Source organism: Devosia sp. GW821-FHT12F11, assembly GCF_058806655.1.
Map to the genome: position 1 here is coordinate 308,296 of NZ_JBXAPX010000007.1, position 15,072 is coordinate 323,367.

18 protein-coding genes are annotated in these 15,072 nt (G+C 66.5%); all 18 read left to right on the forward strand.

Annotated features, from left to right (window positions below):
- Positions 1-71 precede the first annotated feature (71 nt).
- The 18 genes from rplU (at position 72) to AC1ROK_RS21265 (ending at position 15,028) form a co-directional block, all read left to right on the forward strand.
- Positions 72-680 carry a 50S ribosomal protein L21 gene (rplU, locus tag AC1ROK_RS21180; RefSeq protein WP_492850585.1) on the forward strand — a complete coding sequence of 203 codons (609 nt, stop codon included), beginning with the start codon at positions 72-74 and terminating at the stop codon, positions 678-680.
- A gap of 12 nt (positions 681-692) precedes the next feature.
- Positions 693-962, forward strand: coding sequence for a 50S ribosomal protein L27 (rpmA, locus tag AC1ROK_RS21185; protein ID WP_055875668.1), 270 nt, complete (start codon positions 693-695; stop codon positions 960-962).
- 136 nt (positions 963-1,098) lie between these two features.
- Positions 1,099-1,767, forward strand: a complete 669-nt coding sequence (locus AC1ROK_RS21190; RefSeq protein WP_492850587.1) for a Type 1 glutamine amidotransferase-like domain-containing protein — start codon at positions 1,099-1,101, stop codon at positions 1,765-1,767.
- Positions 1,767-2,411, forward strand: coding sequence for a GNAT family N-acetyltransferase (locus AC1ROK_RS21195; protein WP_492850589.1), 645 nt, complete (start codon positions 1,767-1,769; stop codon positions 2,409-2,411). The genes AC1ROK_RS21190 and AC1ROK_RS21195 overlap by 1 nt, the downstream gene beginning before the upstream one ends.
- The gene (locus AC1ROK_RS21200) at positions 2,402-2,935 is read left to right on the forward strand and encodes a GNAT family N-acetyltransferase (protein WP_492850591.1); all 534 of its coding nucleotides are present in this window, start codon (positions 2,402-2,404) and stop codon (positions 2,933-2,935) included. Before AC1ROK_RS21195 ends, AC1ROK_RS21200 begins: the two co-directional genes overlap by 10 nt.
- Positions 2,935-3,492: a GNAT family N-acetyltransferase gene (locus AC1ROK_RS21205; RefSeq protein ID WP_492850592.1), complete on the forward strand. Its 558-nt coding sequence runs from the start codon at positions 2,935-2,937 to the stop codon at positions 3,490-3,492. The genes AC1ROK_RS21200 and AC1ROK_RS21205 overlap by 1 nt, the downstream gene beginning before the upstream one ends.
- Positions 3,489-4,532 carry a GTPase ObgE gene (gene obgE / locus AC1ROK_RS21210; RefSeq protein WP_492850594.1) on the forward strand — a complete coding sequence of 348 codons (1,044 nt, stop codon included), beginning with the start codon at positions 3,489-3,491 and terminating at the stop codon, positions 4,530-4,532. The genes AC1ROK_RS21205 and obgE overlap by 4 nt, the downstream gene beginning before the upstream one ends.
- Positions 4,532-5,668 carry a glutamate 5-kinase gene (gene proB / locus AC1ROK_RS21215; RefSeq protein ID WP_492850596.1) on the forward strand — a complete coding sequence of 379 codons (1,137 nt, stop codon included), beginning with the start codon at positions 4,532-4,534 and terminating at the stop codon, positions 5,666-5,668. Before obgE ends, proB begins: the two co-directional genes overlap by 1 nt.
- Complete coding sequence (locus AC1ROK_RS21220; protein ID WP_492850598.1) at positions 5,668-6,945, forward strand: glutamate-5-semialdehyde dehydrogenase; 1,278 nt, start codon at positions 5,668-5,670, stop codon at positions 6,943-6,945. The genes proB and AC1ROK_RS21220 overlap by 1 nt, the downstream gene beginning before the upstream one ends.
- Before the next feature lie 145 nt (positions 6,946-7,090).
- A complete protein-coding gene (locus tag AC1ROK_RS21225) occupies positions 7,091-7,714 on the forward strand; it encodes a nicotinate-nucleotide adenylyltransferase (protein ID WP_492850600.1) in 624 nt (207 codons plus the stop codon).
- 181 nt (positions 7,715-7,895) lie between these two features.
- Entirely contained in the window at positions 7,896-8,282 is a 387-nt protein-coding gene (gene rsfS / locus AC1ROK_RS21230) for a ribosome silencing factor (RefSeq protein ID WP_326871770.1), read from the forward strand.
- Positions 8,283-8,322: 40 nt separating this feature from the next.
- Positions 8,323-8,802, forward strand: a complete 480-nt coding sequence (gene rlmH / locus AC1ROK_RS21235) for a 23S rRNA (pseudouridine(1915)-N(3))-methyltransferase RlmH (RefSeq protein WP_492850602.1) — start codon at positions 8,323-8,325, stop codon at positions 8,800-8,802.
- 308 nt (positions 8,803-9,110) lie between these two features.
- Positions 9,111-10,619, forward strand: coding sequence for a murein hydrolase activator EnvC family protein (locus tag AC1ROK_RS21240; protein ID WP_492850604.1), 1,509 nt, complete (start codon positions 9,111-9,113; stop codon positions 10,617-10,619).
- Positions 10,620-10,625: 6 nt separating this feature from the next.
- Positions 10,626-11,981 carry a S41 family peptidase gene (locus AC1ROK_RS21245; protein WP_492850606.1) on the forward strand — a complete coding sequence of 452 codons (1,356 nt, stop codon included), beginning with the start codon at positions 10,626-10,628 and terminating at the stop codon, positions 11,979-11,981.
- A 160-nt stretch (positions 11,982-12,141) separates the two neighbouring features.
- Complete coding sequence (locus tag AC1ROK_RS21250; RefSeq protein WP_492850608.1) at positions 12,142-13,299, forward strand: divergent polysaccharide deacetylase family protein; 1,158 nt, start codon at positions 12,142-12,144, stop codon at positions 13,297-13,299.
- Positions 13,299-13,838, forward strand: coding sequence for an RNA pyrophosphohydrolase (locus tag AC1ROK_RS21255; RefSeq protein ID WP_492850610.1), 540 nt, complete (start codon positions 13,299-13,301; stop codon positions 13,836-13,838). The genes AC1ROK_RS21250 and AC1ROK_RS21255 overlap by 1 nt, the downstream gene beginning before the upstream one ends.
- Positions 13,831-14,271 (forward strand): GNAT family N-acetyltransferase, encoded by a 441-nt coding sequence (locus AC1ROK_RS21260; RefSeq protein WP_492850612.1) that lies wholly within the window; start codon positions 13,831-13,833, stop codon positions 14,269-14,271. The genes AC1ROK_RS21255 and AC1ROK_RS21260 overlap by 8 nt, the downstream gene beginning before the upstream one ends.
- 70 nt (positions 14,272-14,341) lie before the next feature.
- Positions 14,342-15,028: an aspartate/glutamate racemase family protein gene (locus tag AC1ROK_RS21265; RefSeq protein ID WP_492850614.1), complete on the forward strand. Its 687-nt coding sequence runs from the start codon at positions 14,342-14,344 to the stop codon at positions 15,026-15,028.
- The last annotated feature ends 44 nt before the right edge of the window (positions 15,029-15,072 follow it).

Below are 15,072 nucleotides of genomic sequence, written 5' to 3' on the forward strand. Positions count from 1 at the left end.
CAGGATCAGGCATCGCCTGCGGCGCCACAGGGCGCGATAACGAAGAGGTCCGGGAGGTCCCCGGGACGACAATGACGTTTGCAGTGATCAAGACCGGTGGCAAGCAGTACAAGGTTGCCGCCAATGACGTGGTGAAGATCGAGAAGATCGACGCTCAGCCGGGCGACGTGGTCACCTTCGACCAGGTCCTGCTGGTTGGCGACGGCGACGCGGTCACCGTTGGCGCGCCGCTCGTGGAAGGCGCCCTGGTCGCAGGCCAGTTCATCGCCACCGAAAAAGAGCGCACCATCATCATCCTGAAGAAGGAGCGCCGCCAGCACTACGATCGCCGCAACGGCCATCGTCAGCGTCTGTCGACCGTGCGCATCACCGAGATCCTGACCGGCGGCGCAAAGCCGACCACCAAGGTCGACGAGATTGCCAAGGCCCGCGCCGAAAAGCGCGCTGCCGCCGCTGCGGCTTCGGCCAGCGTGACCGAGGCCCCCAAGGCCGCCGCTAAGCCGGCCGCGAAGAAGGCACCGGCCAAGAAGGCAGCTCCGGCTGCTGAGGCGACCGAGACCAAGGCTCCGGCCAAGAAGGCAGCCGCTCCCAAGAAGGAAGCTGCGCCCAAGGCCGACAAGCCCGCTGCAGACAAGAAGCCGGCGGCCAAGAAGGCCGCTCCCAAGGCTGACAAGGAATAAGGAGTCTAACCGATGGCACATAAGAAGGCAGGCGGTTCCTCCCGCAATGGTCGCGATACGGCTGGCCGACGTCTTGGCGTCAAGAAGTTCGGCGGCGAAGCTGTGATCGGCGGCAACATCATCATCCGTCAACGCGGCACCAAATGGCACCCGGGCACCGGCGTCGGTATGGGCATCGACCATACCATTTACGCCCTTATTCCCGGCACCGTGGCGTTCAAAACCCGCGCCAACGCCAAAGTCTACGTGTCGGTACTCCCGGCAGCAGAAGCAGCAGAATAACCCGGTGAGGCCTAGCAACCCCTGCCGGAGACCAGCTCCCCGGCAAGGCGACTAGGCAGTCGACCGCGCGACAAGATCCAAGGGGAGCCGGAATCCGGTTCCCCTTTTGTCTTTTTCGTCGTGAGGGCGGCTGAAAATGAGACTGTATCTGAGCTCCTATCGGATCGGCGACCGCGCCGGTTCGCTCCTCGCTCTTCTCGGCAATGGCCGGCACGCTGCCATCATCGAGAACGCGCTCGACAACATCTCCCCCGCGGCGCGCGAGCTCTATCGCAACGAAGCCTATGACCCGGTCTCGGAACTCGGCTCGCTCGGTATCGTCGCCACGCCGCTCGACCTGCGCCAGTATTTCGGCGATCCCGAGGGGCTGCGCGCCCGGCTCAGCCAGTTCGATCTCGTCTGGGTCACCGGTGGCAATGCATTTGTGCTGCGCCGCGCCATGAAGCAGTCGGGATTCGATGACGTGATTGTCGACATGCTCGACAATGACGAGATCGTCTATGGCGGTTTCTCGGCCGGCGCCGTCGTGGCGGCGCCGAGCCTCGAAGGCATTCACCTGATCGATGACCCCGACGAGGCGCCCAGGGGCTACGACCGTGAGACCATCTGGGACGGCCTCGGGCTGATCGACCACGCTATCGTGCCGCATTACCGCTCGCCGCATCCCGAAAGTGCCGCGGCCGAACGAGCCGTCAGGCACCTGTGCAGTCGAGGCCTCCGCTATCGCGCCCTGCGCGATGGCGAGGTGATCGTGTGGACCGAGAACCGGATGGCGTCAGTGGATCTGACGCGGAGGATTGCCTGATGACGACGCTCGAGGATGATGACGACTACGTGCCCCGGCGGCGGACCCAGTTGATGGGCCCTGCCGCCCAGGCCAAGGCGCTGGCCGAGGCCACCGCGAAGCTGGCGGCCCGCCGCCAGCGCGATGCCCTGCCGCACCGGATCGAGACCCCACGCCTGGTGTTGCGCGCCCCCATCCGCGGCGATGTGCCTGATCTGGTAAAGCTCGCGGACAACAAGGCGATCGCCGACAAGCTGTCGCGCCTGCCGCATCCCTATACCCGGGCCGACGGCATCGGCTTCGTCGAGATCATCGCCCAGCAGCCCACGCAGCGGCCTTACGCCATCACCCTCGATGACGGGTTGATCGGTGTCGTTGGCTTCACCTTCGAGGCCGGCCAGTTGCCCGAGCTTGGCTATTGGCTGGGCGAGCCCTACTGGGGCCGCGGCATCATGAGCGAGGCGGTGAAAGGCCTGATCGAGGCGGCCTTCGGCACGCGCCTGTTCCCGCGGATCCGGGCGCGGGCGCTTGCCAGCAACGCCGGCTCGCTCAACGTTCTAACGAAGGCCGGCTTCATCCGCACCGGCGAGGGCACCGACCCAGCCGGCACACTGAAGGACCAGCCGATCCTATTCTTCGAACTGGAGCAGCCGAAATGGAGCTAGAGCTGCAATCCGAGCGCCTGCGTCTGCGACCGATCCGCGAAACGGACGCACCCGCCATTGTCGAGGCACTGAGCGATTACGAGGTCACCCGCTACCTTACCGTCGTGCCGTTCCCCTATGCCGAGGCCGACGCGCTCGCCTGGGTCGGGATGCAGCAGCCCGCCGTGCCGGGTGCGGCGCACTTCGCCATTGAATTGCCCGGCGAGGGCATGGTTGGCGCTGTCGGTATCGCCAAGGAGCTGGGCTACTGGCTGAACCGCCGCTACCATGGGCAGGGCATCATGACCGAGGCCAGTGCAGCGTTGCTCGACTGGCACTTTTCGGTCCTGCCGGACAATCTGGTGCATTCGGGCGCGCATGTCGGCAACATGGCGTCGCTTGGTGTGCAGAAAAAACTCGGATTCATTGATGCCGGAGCGACCAGCATGCGCTTCGTCCGCTCGCAGAACCGCGACATCGAGCATGTCGAGACCACGCTGATCCGCGCCGACTACGAAGCGGCACGGCGAACGAGGACCAACTGATGGACGTAACGCTCCGCACGCCGCGCCTCACGCTCCGCCAGCCGGTGCTCGAGGATGCCTCGCGCATCGCCCGCTTCCTCGACAACTTTGCCGTTGCCGGCAATTTGAGCCGCGTGCCCTACCCCTACCGGCTCGCCGATGCCAAGGCCTGGCTCCGCTCCTGGCGGCCCGACACCCCGGCCGGCGAGACCGGCTTCATGATCGACCTCGACGGCGAGGGGGTGATCGGCAATGTCGGCTTTCACCGCGACATCGAGGGCACGGTGATCGGCTACTGGCTGGCGCAGCCGTTCTGGAACCGCGGGCTGATGAGCGAAGCGGTGCGCGCCAGCCTCGACTGGTATTTCGAGACCACGGCGGCGCCAACTCTCGCCTCCGGGGTGTTCCACTTCAACAAAGCCTCGCTGGCCATCCAGAAGAAGGTCGGATTCGTCGAGATCGGCACCTCATCGCGCCTTTGCCTTGCGCGCGGAGAGGAGGTGCGCCATATCGACACCGAACTGACACGCACCGCCTGGATGGCCCACCGGCAGGCCACCCGAGAAAGTACCAGATGAAATTCCTCGACCAAGCAAAGGTCTTCGTGCGCTCCGGCAATGGCGGTGCCGGCGCGGTATCGTTCCTGCGCGAGAAATTCGTCGAGTTCGGCGGCCCGAACGGCGGCAATGGCGGGCGCGGCGGCGATGTCATCATCCGCTGTGTCGATGGCCTCAACACGCTGATCGATTATCGCTTCCAGCAGCACTTCAAGGCCGAAACCGGCACCCATGGCATGGGCAAGGATCGGCACGGCGCCAAGGGCGGCGATGCGATCCTCAAGGTACCGGTCGGCACCCAGGTGTTCGAGGAAGACGGCGAGACGCTGATCGCCGATTTCACCGAGGTCGGCCAGGAGCTGGTCCTGCTCGAAGGCGGCAATGGCGGCTTCGGAAATGCTCACTTCAAGACCAGCGCCAACCAGGCGCCGCGCCGCGCCAATCCGGGCCTGCTCGGCACCGAGAAATGGATCTGGCTGCGGCTGAAGCTGATTGCGGACGCGGGTCTCGTCGGCCTGCCCAATGCCGGTAAGTCGACCTTCCTCGCCGCGGTTTCCGCCGCAAAGCCGAAGATCGCCGACTACCCCTTCACCACGCTCCATCCCAACCTGGGCGTCGTCACTATCGGTGAACGCGACCTGGTGCTGGCCGATATTCCGGGCCTGATCGAGGGCGCGCATGAAGGCCAGGGGTTGGGTGACCGCTTCCTTGGCCATGTCGAGCGCTGCGCCATCCTCGTCCACTTGATCGATGGCACGCAGGAGGATGTGAAGACCGCCTACAAGACCATCCGCGGCGAGCTTGCCGCCTATGCCGAGGAACTGGCTGAAAAGCCGGAGATCGTCGTCCTCAACAAGATCGATGCGATCGACCCCGATGAGGTGAAGGAAAAGGTGAAGGTGCTGAAGCGCGCCAGCAAGGCCGAGGTCTTCACCTGTTCCGGCGTCACCGGCGAGGGCGTCGACAAGGTGCTCTACCGCATCATCGCGCAGATGGACGCCGACAAGGCCGAGCGCGACGAACGCGAACGCCGCAAAGCCGAGCCCACCTGGGTGCCGTGATGACGAACGCGCTGGCGCCCTATCGGCGCATCACCATCAAGATCGGCTCGGCGCTGCTGGTCGACGGCACGACGGGCAAGCTCCGCGCCGCCTGGCTGGCTTCGCTCGCCGCCGACCTCGCCGCGCTGAAGGCGCAGGGCGTGTCGCTGGTGATCGTCTCCTCGGGCGCCATCGCGCTTGGCCGGCGCCTGCTCAACCTCGATGCCCGCAGCCTGCCGCTCGAGCAGAGCCAGGCTGCCGCGAGCGCCGGGCAGATCGCGCTCAGCCAGGCCTGGGCCGCCGCGCTCGCCGAGCATCAGATCGTCACCGGCCAGATACTCCTCACCCCAAACATCACCGAGGAGCGGCGCTACTTCCTCAACGCCCGCACCACCATCTCGACCCTCCTGGGCCTGGGCGCCATCCCGATCATCAACGAGAACGATTCCGTCGCCACCGCCGAGATCCGCTATGGCGACAATGATCGCCTCTCGGCCCGCGTCGCCACCATGATCGAGGCCGACTGCCTGATCCTGCTCTCCGATGTCGATGGGCTCTACACTGCGCCCCCGAGCAAGGACCCGAACGCCGAGCACCTGCCCTTCGTCGCCGCGATCACGCCGGAAATCGACGCCATGGCGGGCGGCGCTGCGAGCCATCTGAGCCGCGGCGGCATGACCACCAAGGTCGAGGCTGGAAAGATCGCCACCCAGGCCGGCACCGCCATGATCATCGCGAGGGGCACCGAGGATCACCCACTCCGCGCCCTGACCGAAGGCGTGCGCCACACCCTGTTTGCCCCCGCCGAATCCCGCGCCCAGGCGCGAAAGCGCTGGATCATGGGGCATCTCGAACTGCTCGGAGCCATCCATGTCGATGCCGGCGCCGCCCGTGCGCTGCTCGACGGCAAGAGCCTGTTGCCGATCGGCGTCACCCGGGTCACCGGCGAGTTCGGCCGCGGCGATGCCGTCGCCATCGTCGACCCCGATGGGCGCGAGATCGCCCGCGGCCTTGCCGGCATGGGTCGCGAGGAAGCCGACCTGGTGAAGGGCAAGAACTCCCGCGTCGTTTCCGACCTGCTCGGCATCGGCACGCGGTCGGAACTCATCCACCGTGACAACATGGTGGTGCTGATGGGCCTGGAGGCCAAAGTCTGATGAGCGCTGTGGAAGCTGTCGACCTCTCCGCCGTCATGCTCGAACTCGGCCAGCGCGCTCGCGCCGCCGCGGCCGTGCTTGCCTTCGCCAGCCCCGAGAGCAAGGTGAAGGCACTGCACGCTGCCGCCGACGCCATCGACGATCGCCGCGACGACATCCTCTCGGCCAATGCGCTCGATATGCGCGCCGCCGAAGGCAAGGGCATTTCCAGGGCCTTCCTCGACCGGCTGCAGCTCAACGACAAGCGCATCGATCAGATGATCGAGGGCCTTCGCACCATTGCCGAGCTGCCCGATCCGGTCGGCCGCGTACTGGCCGAATGGACCCGCCCCAACGGCATGACCATCCGCCGCGTCGCCACCCCGCTCGGCGTCATCGGCGTCATCTTCGAGAGCCGCCCCAATGTCACCGCCGATGCCGGCGCGCTGACGCTGAAGGCCGGCAACGCGGTGATCCTGCGCGGTGGGTCGGACAGCGTGAACTCGTCGCGCGCCATCCACGCCTGTCTCGTCGCCGGGCTCAGGGCCGCGGGCCTGCCCGTCGATGCGATCCAGATCGTCCCCACCACCGATCGCGCCGCCGTCGGCGAGATGCTGGGCGGGCTCGGCGGCGCCATCGACGTCATCGTGCCGCGCGGCGGCAAGACGCTGGTCGCCCGCGTCCAGTCGGAAGCCCGCGTCCCGGTGTTCGCCCATCTCGAAGGCATCTGCCACACCTATATCGACAAGTCCGCCGAGCTGCCGATGGCGGTCGATGTCACCCTCAATGCCAAGATGCGACGCACCGGCGTCTGCGGCGCCACCGAAACGCTGCTGGTGCATCGCGATGTGGTGGCCACCCACCTCCGGCCGGTGATCGCGGCGCTGGTCGCCAAGGGCTGCGAGATCCGCGGCGATGCGACCGTCATGGCGCTGATCCCCGAGGCCATTGCCGCGACAGAGCAGGACTGGCACACCGAATATGAGGATGCCATCATCTCTGTGAAGGTGGTCGCCGATGTCGGCGAGGCCATCGCCCATATCGGCAAGTACTCCTCGCACCACACCGAGGCGATCATCACCGAGGATCCTGCCTCGGTCGCCCGCTGGTTCAACGAGATCGACAGCGCCATCCTGCTCCACAACGCCTCCACCCAGTTCGCCGATGGCGGCGAGTTCGGCTTCGGCGGCGAGATCGGCATCGCCACCGGCAAGTTCCACGCCCGCGGCCCGGTTGGCGTCGAGCAGCTGACGAGCTTCAAGTATCTGGTCGAAGGCACGGGGCAGACCCGGCCTTGAGTTCAGCGCGCTTGGCCACCCCCCTCCCAACCTCCCCCACAAGGGGGGAGGTGCCTGCCGGTTCATTGGGCACGATCGAGCCGCAACCTCGACTCTTCACCTCCCCCCTTGTGGGGGAGGCCGGGAGGGGGGAGGCCGCTTGCACATGACTCTCCCCCCCGACATCACCGCACTCCCGCCCTTCGGCTCGGGTCTGCGCATCGGCCTGTTCGGCGGCAGCTTCAACCCGATCCATGAGGGCCACCGCCTCGTTGCCGAGCAGTGCCTCAAGCGCCTCGATCTCGATGCGGTCTGGCTGTTGGTCTCCCCCGGCAACCCGCTGAAGGACCATTCCGAGCTCGCGCCGCTCGAAGCCCGGGTCCGCGCCGCGCGGGCGCTTACCGCCAACCCGCGCATCTACCCCACCGGCGTCGAGGCCGCGCACCGGTTCCATTACACCGTCGATACGCTCGAGTGGCTGGTCGCCGCCTGCCCCGATACCCGCTTCGTCTGGATCATGGGCGCCGACAACCTTTCGCAGTTCGATCGCTGGGAGCGCTGGCAGGATATCGCCGCACTGCTGCCGATCGCCGTCTACGCCCGCCCCGGCTCGACCTTCCGCGCCACGGTGAGCAAGGCGGCGATCGCGCTGAAAAAGCATCGCCTGCCCGAAGCGGCCGCCGAGACGCTGGCGACCAGCAAGCCCCCCGCCTGGGTGTATCTGCATGGCATCACCTCGCCGCAGTCTTCGAGCGCCATCCGGGCGCGCAGCCAAGCTTCGGTCAAATGATTGAACCCGGCTGCCTTGCAGAACGCCAAACGAAGCGTCATATTGAAGGAGTAGTGGTTATTCGCCACTCAGGATGGGACAGGATTGATAGCTACGCTTGCGCTAGCCTTTCGACCCAACAACCAAGGACAGCTGAAACACGCATGAACCGTGCTCGTGTTGCATGGGCTGAGGCCATTTGATGGCATCGCCCAAAAAGAAGACCGAAACCGCCCCGGCTGCAGAAGCGCCGGAACCCCACATGATCGATCTGGTGCTGCAGAGCCTTGACGACGCCAAGGCGGAACAGACCGTTGCCATCGACATCACCGGCAAGTCGTCGCTCACCGACCATATGGTGGTGACCTCGGGCCGGTCGAACCGTCACGTCAGCGCCGTCGCCGACCAACTGGTCAAGGTGCTGCGCGAGCATGGCTTCGGCAAGCCGCGGATCGAAGGACTGCCGCACGCCGACTGGGTGCTGGTCGATGCCGGTGACGTCATCGTTCACATCTTCCGGCCCGAAGTGCGCGAGTTCTACAACATTGAGAAGATGTGGGCGGCCGATTTCGCTGCCGACGGTCGCTAGTCTGCCGGCGCCTCTGCCCTCTTCGTGAGCCTGTCGAACGATGCGCATCGCCATCGCCGCCATCGGCCGGATGAAGCAGGGCCCCGAGCGTGAACTGGTCGCGCGCTATCTCGATCGCGCCAAAGCCGCGGGCAAGCCGCTCGCGCTGACCGGCTTCGATGTGCTCGAATTCGCCGAGTCGCGCGCCGCCACCACTGAGGGCCGCAAGGCAGACGAAGCCTCGACGCTCCGCTCTGCCCTCCCCGAAGGCATTCGCATCGCGCTGGACGAGCAGGGCAAGACCATGCAGTCGGCCGCCTTTGCCAACCAGCTCGCCCGCTGGCGCGACGACGGCCGCCCGGCCGTCAGCTTTATCATCGGCGGCGCCGACGGGCTCGACCCCGCTTTCGTGCGCGAAGCCGACCTGACGCTCAGCTTCTCTCCCCTCACCTGGCCGCACCAGCTGGTTCGCATCATGCTGGCCGAGCAGCTCTATCGCACCACGACGATTCTCTCGGGGCATCCGTACCATCGGGAGTGAGCGTGGCGTCCTGGCTGCTGTTGGGCAGCATCCCGCCCACCCATCAGCCCGCCACCTCCCCCTTGCTGGGGAGGCCGGGAGGGGGTGGGGCCACAGGCACGATGCTGCCGCGCGGCGCGACTCTTCTCGAAGTCAGTGTTCTTGGCCTCCCCCTCCCAACCTCCCCCACAAGGGGGGAGGTGCCGTTCGGTGCGTGGGGATAGACCACGCTAACGAGTCCCGCCCCGCCATCCAAAAGACAAACCCCCGGACTATCGGGCTCTGCGCTATGGTCGCGTGATCATGATTCGGGTGAACCAGGAAGTTTGATGCCGGCAACGGGCTGGTCGAGACGTGCAATCGCCGCGGGCGCCGCTCTGGCGCTGGCGCTTGCCACCGCCGCGCTGGCTCAGCAGGCGACGCCTGATGCGCCAGCCGCGGCACCGGATGTAACGGCGCCGCCCGCTGCTCCCGCCGACACTGCTGCGCCGGCCACCGCTCCTGCCGATGCAACGTCCGCCGATGCTCCGCCCCCCGGGGCCGCTGCCCCCGACCTCAATCTCCGCCCCGCCGTCGATACCACGGCGCCCACCATGGCGACATCCGGTCAGCCCACCGATCCCGAGATGGCCGCCCAGCAGCAGGCGCTCGACGAGATCGAGGCTTCGATCTCCGTCACCAAGGAGCGCGCCGACGCGCTGAAAAAAGAGATCGCCGACATGCAGGGCGATCGCACCAAGCAGAACGCCGCCCTGATCGCCGCGGCCGAGCGGGTGAAGCGCGCCGAGGCCGATATCGTCGCGCTTGAAGACAAGCTCGGCGAACTAATCGTAGAGGAGCTCGAAGTCCGCGGCCGCCTCGACGGCGCCGACGAAAACATTTCCAACGTGCTCGCCGCGCTCGAGCGGATTTCGCGCAACCCGCCCCCCGCCCTGATCGTCAATCCCTCCGACGCGCTGGGCTCGGCCCGCTCCGCCATCCTGCTCTCTGCCATCATGCCCGAGCTGCAGAAGAAGGCCGACACCGTGATGTCCGACCTGACCGAGCTCGGCAAGATCAAGGCCGACGCGCTCGAGCAGCAGGGCAAGCTCGAGGCGAATCTCCAGATCCTCGAGGAAGAGCAGCTCCGCATCGGCACCCTGATTGCCGCGCGCAAGGAGAACGAGAACCGCGCCACCACCGCGCTGGCCGCGGAAGAGGAGGAGGCCCAGGCGCTGGCCGACAAGGCCACTTCGCTGAAGCAGCTGATCGATGACCTGCAGAAGCGCGCCGCCGCTGTCGCTACCGCCGCCGAGGCGACTGCCACGGCGAACGCCGGCGGCAGCACCCCGACGCTCGACAAGGACACCGTCCGCCTCGCCCTCGCCAACACCGATCGCACCGAGCCGGCCGTGCCGTTTGCCCAGGCCAAGGGCTTCCTCACCATGCCCTCGAGCGGCGTCACGGTCATCGACTATGGCGCCGGTGACGGCTTCGGCGGCATCTCGCGCGGCCTCTCGGTGGTCACCCGGGCCGACGCCCAGGTGGTCTCACCTGCCGATGGCTGGGTGATGTTCCAGGGCGACTACCTCAATTATGGCCAAATCGTCATCCTCAATGCCGGTCAGGATTACACGATCCTCCTGGCCGGGCTGGCCAAGGTCGATGTGCAGATCGGCCAGTTCGTGATGATGGGAGAACCCGTCGGCACCATGGGATCACAGACAATTGGCCGTACCGTCGCGACCAGTGCTGGTGTCTCCCGTCCGACCCTCTATATTGAAATGCGAAAGAACAACGAGCCCGTCGACCCCACGGGATGGTGGTCGGTGGCTTCTGTTCCAACCCAGAGTGGATAGAATTTGATGCGCTTGACGCCCCTCCGCATAGTCGCTTCGATGGCTGCCGTGTTCACGCTCGGCCTCGCCTGTGCACCGCTGATCGCGCAGGACCAGACGCCCGCCACTGATGCCACGGCTCCCGCCAGTGCCCCGCGCAGCGCCGACGAGGTGTATTCCGATCTCGACCTGTTCGGCGAAGTGTTCGACCGCATCCGCGCCGAGTATGTCGAAGCCCCCGATGAGCGCAAACTCATCCACGCGGCGCTGCAGGGCATGCTGACTTCGCTCGACCCGCATTCGGGCTATATGGAGCCGGTCGAATATTCCGACGTGCAGGAGGATACCTCCGGCCAGTTCGGCGGCCTCGGCATCGAAGTGCAGATGGAAGACGGGGTGATCAAGGTCGTCTCGCCCATCGACGACACCCCGGCGGCCAAGGCCGGCATCCTCGCCAACGATTTCATCGTCGAGCTCGACGGCACCCAGGTGCAGGGCCTCACCCTCGACCAGGCGGTCGAGAAGATGCGCGGCCAGGTTGGCACCAAGATCACCGTCACCGTGGTGCGGGAAGGCGTCACCGAGCCACTGAAGTTCGAGCTGACCCGCGACGTCATCGCCACCCGCGCCGCCCGCATGACCATGGAAGGCGATGTCGGCGTCATCCGTCTCGCCCGCTTCTCCGAGCAGGCCTTTGTCGGCGTGCAGAAGGCTATCGACGACATCTACAAGGCCGGCGACGGCAAGGCTCCCAAGGGCATCATCCTCGATCTGCGCAATAACCCGGGCGGCCTCGTCGACCAGGCTGTGTTCGTTTCCGATGCCTTCCTCAAGCAGGGCGCCGTGGTGCTGACCCGCGGCCGTATCGAGCAGGAAAGCGCCCGCTACGACGCCAAGCCCGATGCGCTCGACCAGAAGCTCGCCGACGTGCCGATGGTGGTGCTGATCAATGGTGGCTCCGCCTCTGCCGCCGAGATTGTCGCCGGCGCGCTGCAGGACCACAAGCGCGCCACGGTCGTGGGCACCCGCTCGTTCGGCAAGGGCTCGGTGCAGTCGATCATTCCGCTCGGCGCCGATGGCGCCATGCGGCTGACCACGGCGCGCTACTACACCCCGAATAACCGCTCGATCCAGGCCTCCGGCATTCAGCCCGACATCCTCATCACCCAGGATGTCCCCGAGGAGTTCAAGGGCCGCGACGAGATCATCGGCGAAGCCGCACTGCCGGGCGAAATCGGTGGCGGCACTGAGGAAAAGGCCACGGTCGGTTCCTCGGTCTACGTGCCCGCCGAGAAGGAAAAGGACAATCAGCTGCAATACGCCATCAAGCTGATCGACGGTCTCGAGACCAACGAAGCCTTCCCGCCCAAGGCGGCCGGTTAACAAGACGTCAAGCGGCAGGGTTAACGCTTCCTTACCCTTTGCCCGTCACACAATGAGCCTGATGCGGGGTGGCGATTCGCCGCCCCGTTCGATTCCCGCCGGGGCGTGGGCCAGGTTTGGCCGCGTCGCCATTCGCAGCATGGGATGAAGGCCAGACCCGATGACCGACCTCAGCGCGCCCCTCGTTCGCCGCAAGGCGAGGCAAGCCAAGGCCGCCGAGGCCGCCGCCGGCGGCACCCCGCCGCGCCGCCACATCCCGGTCACTCGCATCGCTCTCGGCCTCGTCGCGCTGATCGCCGTCGGCGTCACCGCCCGCATCATGCTGGTCGATGATCCCGAAGGCGGTCGCCCCAGCGCCACCGTCGATATCGCCGGCAGCACCCCCGCCAACAGCGTCGCCGGCGCCGTCGCCGTGCCGCCGGGCGAGGTCACCATCACCGCCGACCCCGAGATGTTCCCGGTGCCGCCCGCCGGGGCGGTGGCGGAGCCGGTCGACACCGCGCTGATCGATCCAGCGGCGCTCGACCCCGAGATGCTCGAGGAAACCGAGTTCGGCGCCATCCCGCGCATCTCCGGTACCGGCATCCGCCCCTTCGATGTCTACTCGCGCCCGTCCGACACGCCCGCCACCTCCGGCGGCAAGCCGTTGATCGCCATCGTCGTCTCCGGGCTCGGGCTCAACACCGAAGGCACGCTCGACGCCATCAGCAAGCTGCCCGAGGAGGTGACGCTGGCCTTCGCCCCCTATGGCAAGACTCTCGAGCGCACCGTCGGCGCCGCCCGCGCCGAAGGTCACGAGTTGTTCCTCGAAGTGCCGCTCGAGCCATTCGACTATCCCGAGAACGACCCGGGCCCCGATACCCTGCTCACCGGCCAGGCGCCGCGCGACAATCTTTCCAAGCTCTTCAAGGTGATGAGCAGCTTCCCCGGCTATGTCGGGCTGATCAACAATATGGGCGCCCGCTTCACCGCCTCGGGCGCCGATTTCGGCCCGATGATGGAGGAACTCGGGGCGCGTGGCCTCGGTTATCTCGACGATGGCTCATCCAACCGCTCGCTTGCGCCGCAACTCGCCCGTGCCAACCGCGTCCCCTTCGGTCGGGTCAACACCATGATCGACGCCAATCCGGCGCGTGCCCCCATCCTCGCCGCCCTCTCCGACCTCGAGCAACAGGCCCGCGACAAGGGCTACGCCATCGGCATCATCTCCGCCTTGCCGGTCTCGGTCGAAGCGGTTACCGAGTGGGCCAGGGGCCTCGGCGAGCGCGGTATCGAGATCGTGCCGGCCAGCGCCCTGATGGCGGGAGAACAGAGTTGATGCCCAAGCCCTCTGACAGGCCAAAGCGCGAAGAGATGCCCTACCGCGATTGCGTCGGCGCCGCCGTATTCAACGCCGAGGGGCTGGTGTTCGTCGGACGCCGCATGCCCGATGGCTCCGCCGACCGCACCGAGGTCAACGCTCCCTGGCAGATGCCGCAGGGCGGCATCGACAAAGGCGAGACCCCGATCGAAGCCGCCTGGCGCGAACTGTTCGAGGAAACCTCGATCCGTGCCGCTGAACTGGTCGCCGAGGCGCCGGAATGGATCTACTACGACCTGCCCGACGAAGCTCTCGGCATCGCCCTTAAGGGCAAGTATCGCGGCCAGCGCCAGCGCTGGTTCGCCTTCCGCTTCACCGGCAAGGACAGCGACATCGACGTCACCAACCCCGGTGACGGCCACCCCGCCGAGTTCGACAAGTGGCGCTGGGAGAAGCTCGAAACCCTGCCGGACCTCATCGTGCCGTTCAAGCGCGAGGCATATCTGAAGGTCGTCGACGCGTTCGCCGATCTCCCCGAACAGCTCCGCCATGCCTGAGCTGCGCCTGCTCGGCGAAGCCGACCGGCAGCAATGGCTGAAACTTCGCCTCGCCCTGTGGCCCCGCGACGGCAGCCACAGCTTCGACGCCGACATCACCGAAATCCTCGGCTCTGGTGGCCGGCTCGCTGCCTTCGGGGCTTTCGACAGCAATAGCCTGATCGGCTTTCTCGAAGTCGGCGAACGCCTTAGGGGCGATGGCTGCGACACCGCACCGGTCGGCTGGGTCGAAGGCATCTACGTCGATCCCGCCCATCGCCGCTCCGGCCTCGGTCAGGCCTTCATCGCCCTCGCCGAGCAATGGGCTCGCGACCGCGGCTACCGGGAGCTCGGTTCCGACGTCAACCTGCGGAACACGGCATCCATTCAGAGCCACGCCGCCTGGGGCTTCGAGGAGACCAAGCGGGTGGCGATGTTCCGCAAGCGCCTGTAGAGCGGTTTCAGGGAAGCGCGGCCAAATCAGAGACTCCCGGTCGGGCGGTCGTCGCGCTAGAAGCGTCGGTATGAAAACCATCGGCCTCATCGGCGGCATGAGCTGGGAATCTACCGCTCATTACTACGCCATCCTCAACCGCGAGACGGCGGCCCGCCTGGGCGGCCTGCACTCCGCCCCGGTCATCGTCCACTCGGTCGATTTTGCCCCGATCGAAGCGATGCAGCGCGCCGGCAACTGGGATGGCGCCGGTGAAATCCTCGCCGGTATCGCCGGCTCGCTCGAAGCCCAGGGTGCCGGGGTCATCGGCCTCGCCACCAACACCATGCATATCTGCGCCCCGCAGATCGTCGCGGCGCTCAGCGTGCCCTTCGTCCACATCGCGGCGCCGACCGCCGATGCGCTCATCGCCGACGGCATCGAGAAGGTCGGGCTGCTCGGCACCCGCTTCACCATGGAGAAGCGCTTCTACATCGAGGGCCTCGAGCAGCGCGGCCTCGAGGTGCTGGTGCCCGACGTCGGCATCACCAACCTCAATGGCATCATCTACGAGGAACTCTGCCTGGGCATCGTCAGAAACGAGTCCCGCCGGATCTATGTCGACGCTATCACAAGGCTGCAGGCCCGCGGCGCCGAAGCGGTGATCCTCGGCTGTACCGAGATCGGCATGCTGATCGACGACAGCGTCAGCCCGCTGCCGACCTACGACACGACCGACCTGCACGCAAAGGCGCTGGTGGCGGCGGCATTGGGCTGAGCGAGTAGCGAGTAGCAAAGGTGGATCCGACCACTATTCGCTAC

Bases quoted from the DNA above. Each gene is read 5' to 3' on its own strand.
- rplU (WP_492850585.1), top strand. From the start codon at position 72: ATGACGTTTGCAGTGATCAAGACCGGTGGCAAGCAGTACAAGGTTGCC.
- rpmA (WP_055875668.1), top strand. From the start codon at position 693: ATGGCACATAAGAAGGCAGGCGGTTCCTCCCGCAATGGTCGCGATACG.
- AC1ROK_RS21190 (WP_492850587.1), top strand. From the start codon at position 1,099: ATGAGACTGTATCTGAGCTCCTATCGGATCGGCGACCGCGCCGGTTCG.
- AC1ROK_RS21195 (WP_492850589.1), top strand. From the start codon at position 1,767: ATGACGACGCTCGAGGATGATGACGACTACGTGCCCCGGCGGCGGACC.
- AC1ROK_RS21200 (WP_492850591.1), top strand. From the start codon at position 2,402: ATGGAGCTAGAGCTGCAATCCGAGCGCCTGCGTCTGCGACCGATCCGC.
- AC1ROK_RS21205 (WP_492850592.1), top strand. From the start codon at position 2,935: ATGGACGTAACGCTCCGCACGCCGCGCCTCACGCTCCGCCAGCCGGTG.
- obgE (WP_492850594.1), top strand. From the start codon at position 3,489: ATGAAATTCCTCGACCAAGCAAAGGTCTTCGTGCGCTCCGGCAATGGC.
- proB (WP_492850596.1), top strand. From the start codon at position 4,532: ATGACGAACGCGCTGGCGCCCTATCGGCGCATCACCATCAAGATCGGC.
- AC1ROK_RS21220 (WP_492850598.1), top strand. From the start codon at position 5,668: ATGAGCGCTGTGGAAGCTGTCGACCTCTCCGCCGTCATGCTCGAACTC.
- AC1ROK_RS21225 (WP_492850600.1), top strand. From the start codon at position 7,091: ATGACTCTCCCCCCCGACATCACCGCACTCCCGCCCTTCGGCTCGGGT.
- rsfS (WP_326871770.1), top strand. From the start codon at position 7,896: ATGGCATCGCCCAAAAAGAAGACCGAAACCGCCCCGGCTGCAGAAGCG.
- rlmH (WP_492850602.1), top strand. From the start codon at position 8,323: ATGCGCATCGCCATCGCCGCCATCGGCCGGATGAAGCAGGGCCCCGAG.
- AC1ROK_RS21240 (WP_492850604.1), top strand. From the start codon at position 9,111: ATGCCGGCAACGGGCTGGTCGAGACGTGCAATCGCCGCGGGCGCCGCT.
- AC1ROK_RS21245 (WP_492850606.1), top strand. From the start codon at position 10,626: ATGCGCTTGACGCCCCTCCGCATAGTCGCTTCGATGGCTGCCGTGTTC.
- AC1ROK_RS21250 (WP_492850608.1), top strand. From the start codon at position 12,142: ATGACCGACCTCAGCGCGCCCCTCGTTCGCCGCAAGGCGAGGCAAGCC.
- AC1ROK_RS21255 (WP_492850610.1), top strand. From the start codon at position 13,299: ATGCCCAAGCCCTCTGACAGGCCAAAGCGCGAAGAGATGCCCTACCGC.
- AC1ROK_RS21260 (WP_492850612.1), top strand. From the start codon at position 13,831: ATGCCTGAGCTGCGCCTGCTCGGCGAAGCCGACCGGCAGCAATGGCTG.
- AC1ROK_RS21265 (WP_492850614.1), top strand. From the start codon at position 14,342: ATGAAAACCATCGGCCTCATCGGCGGCATGAGCTGGGAATCTACCGCT.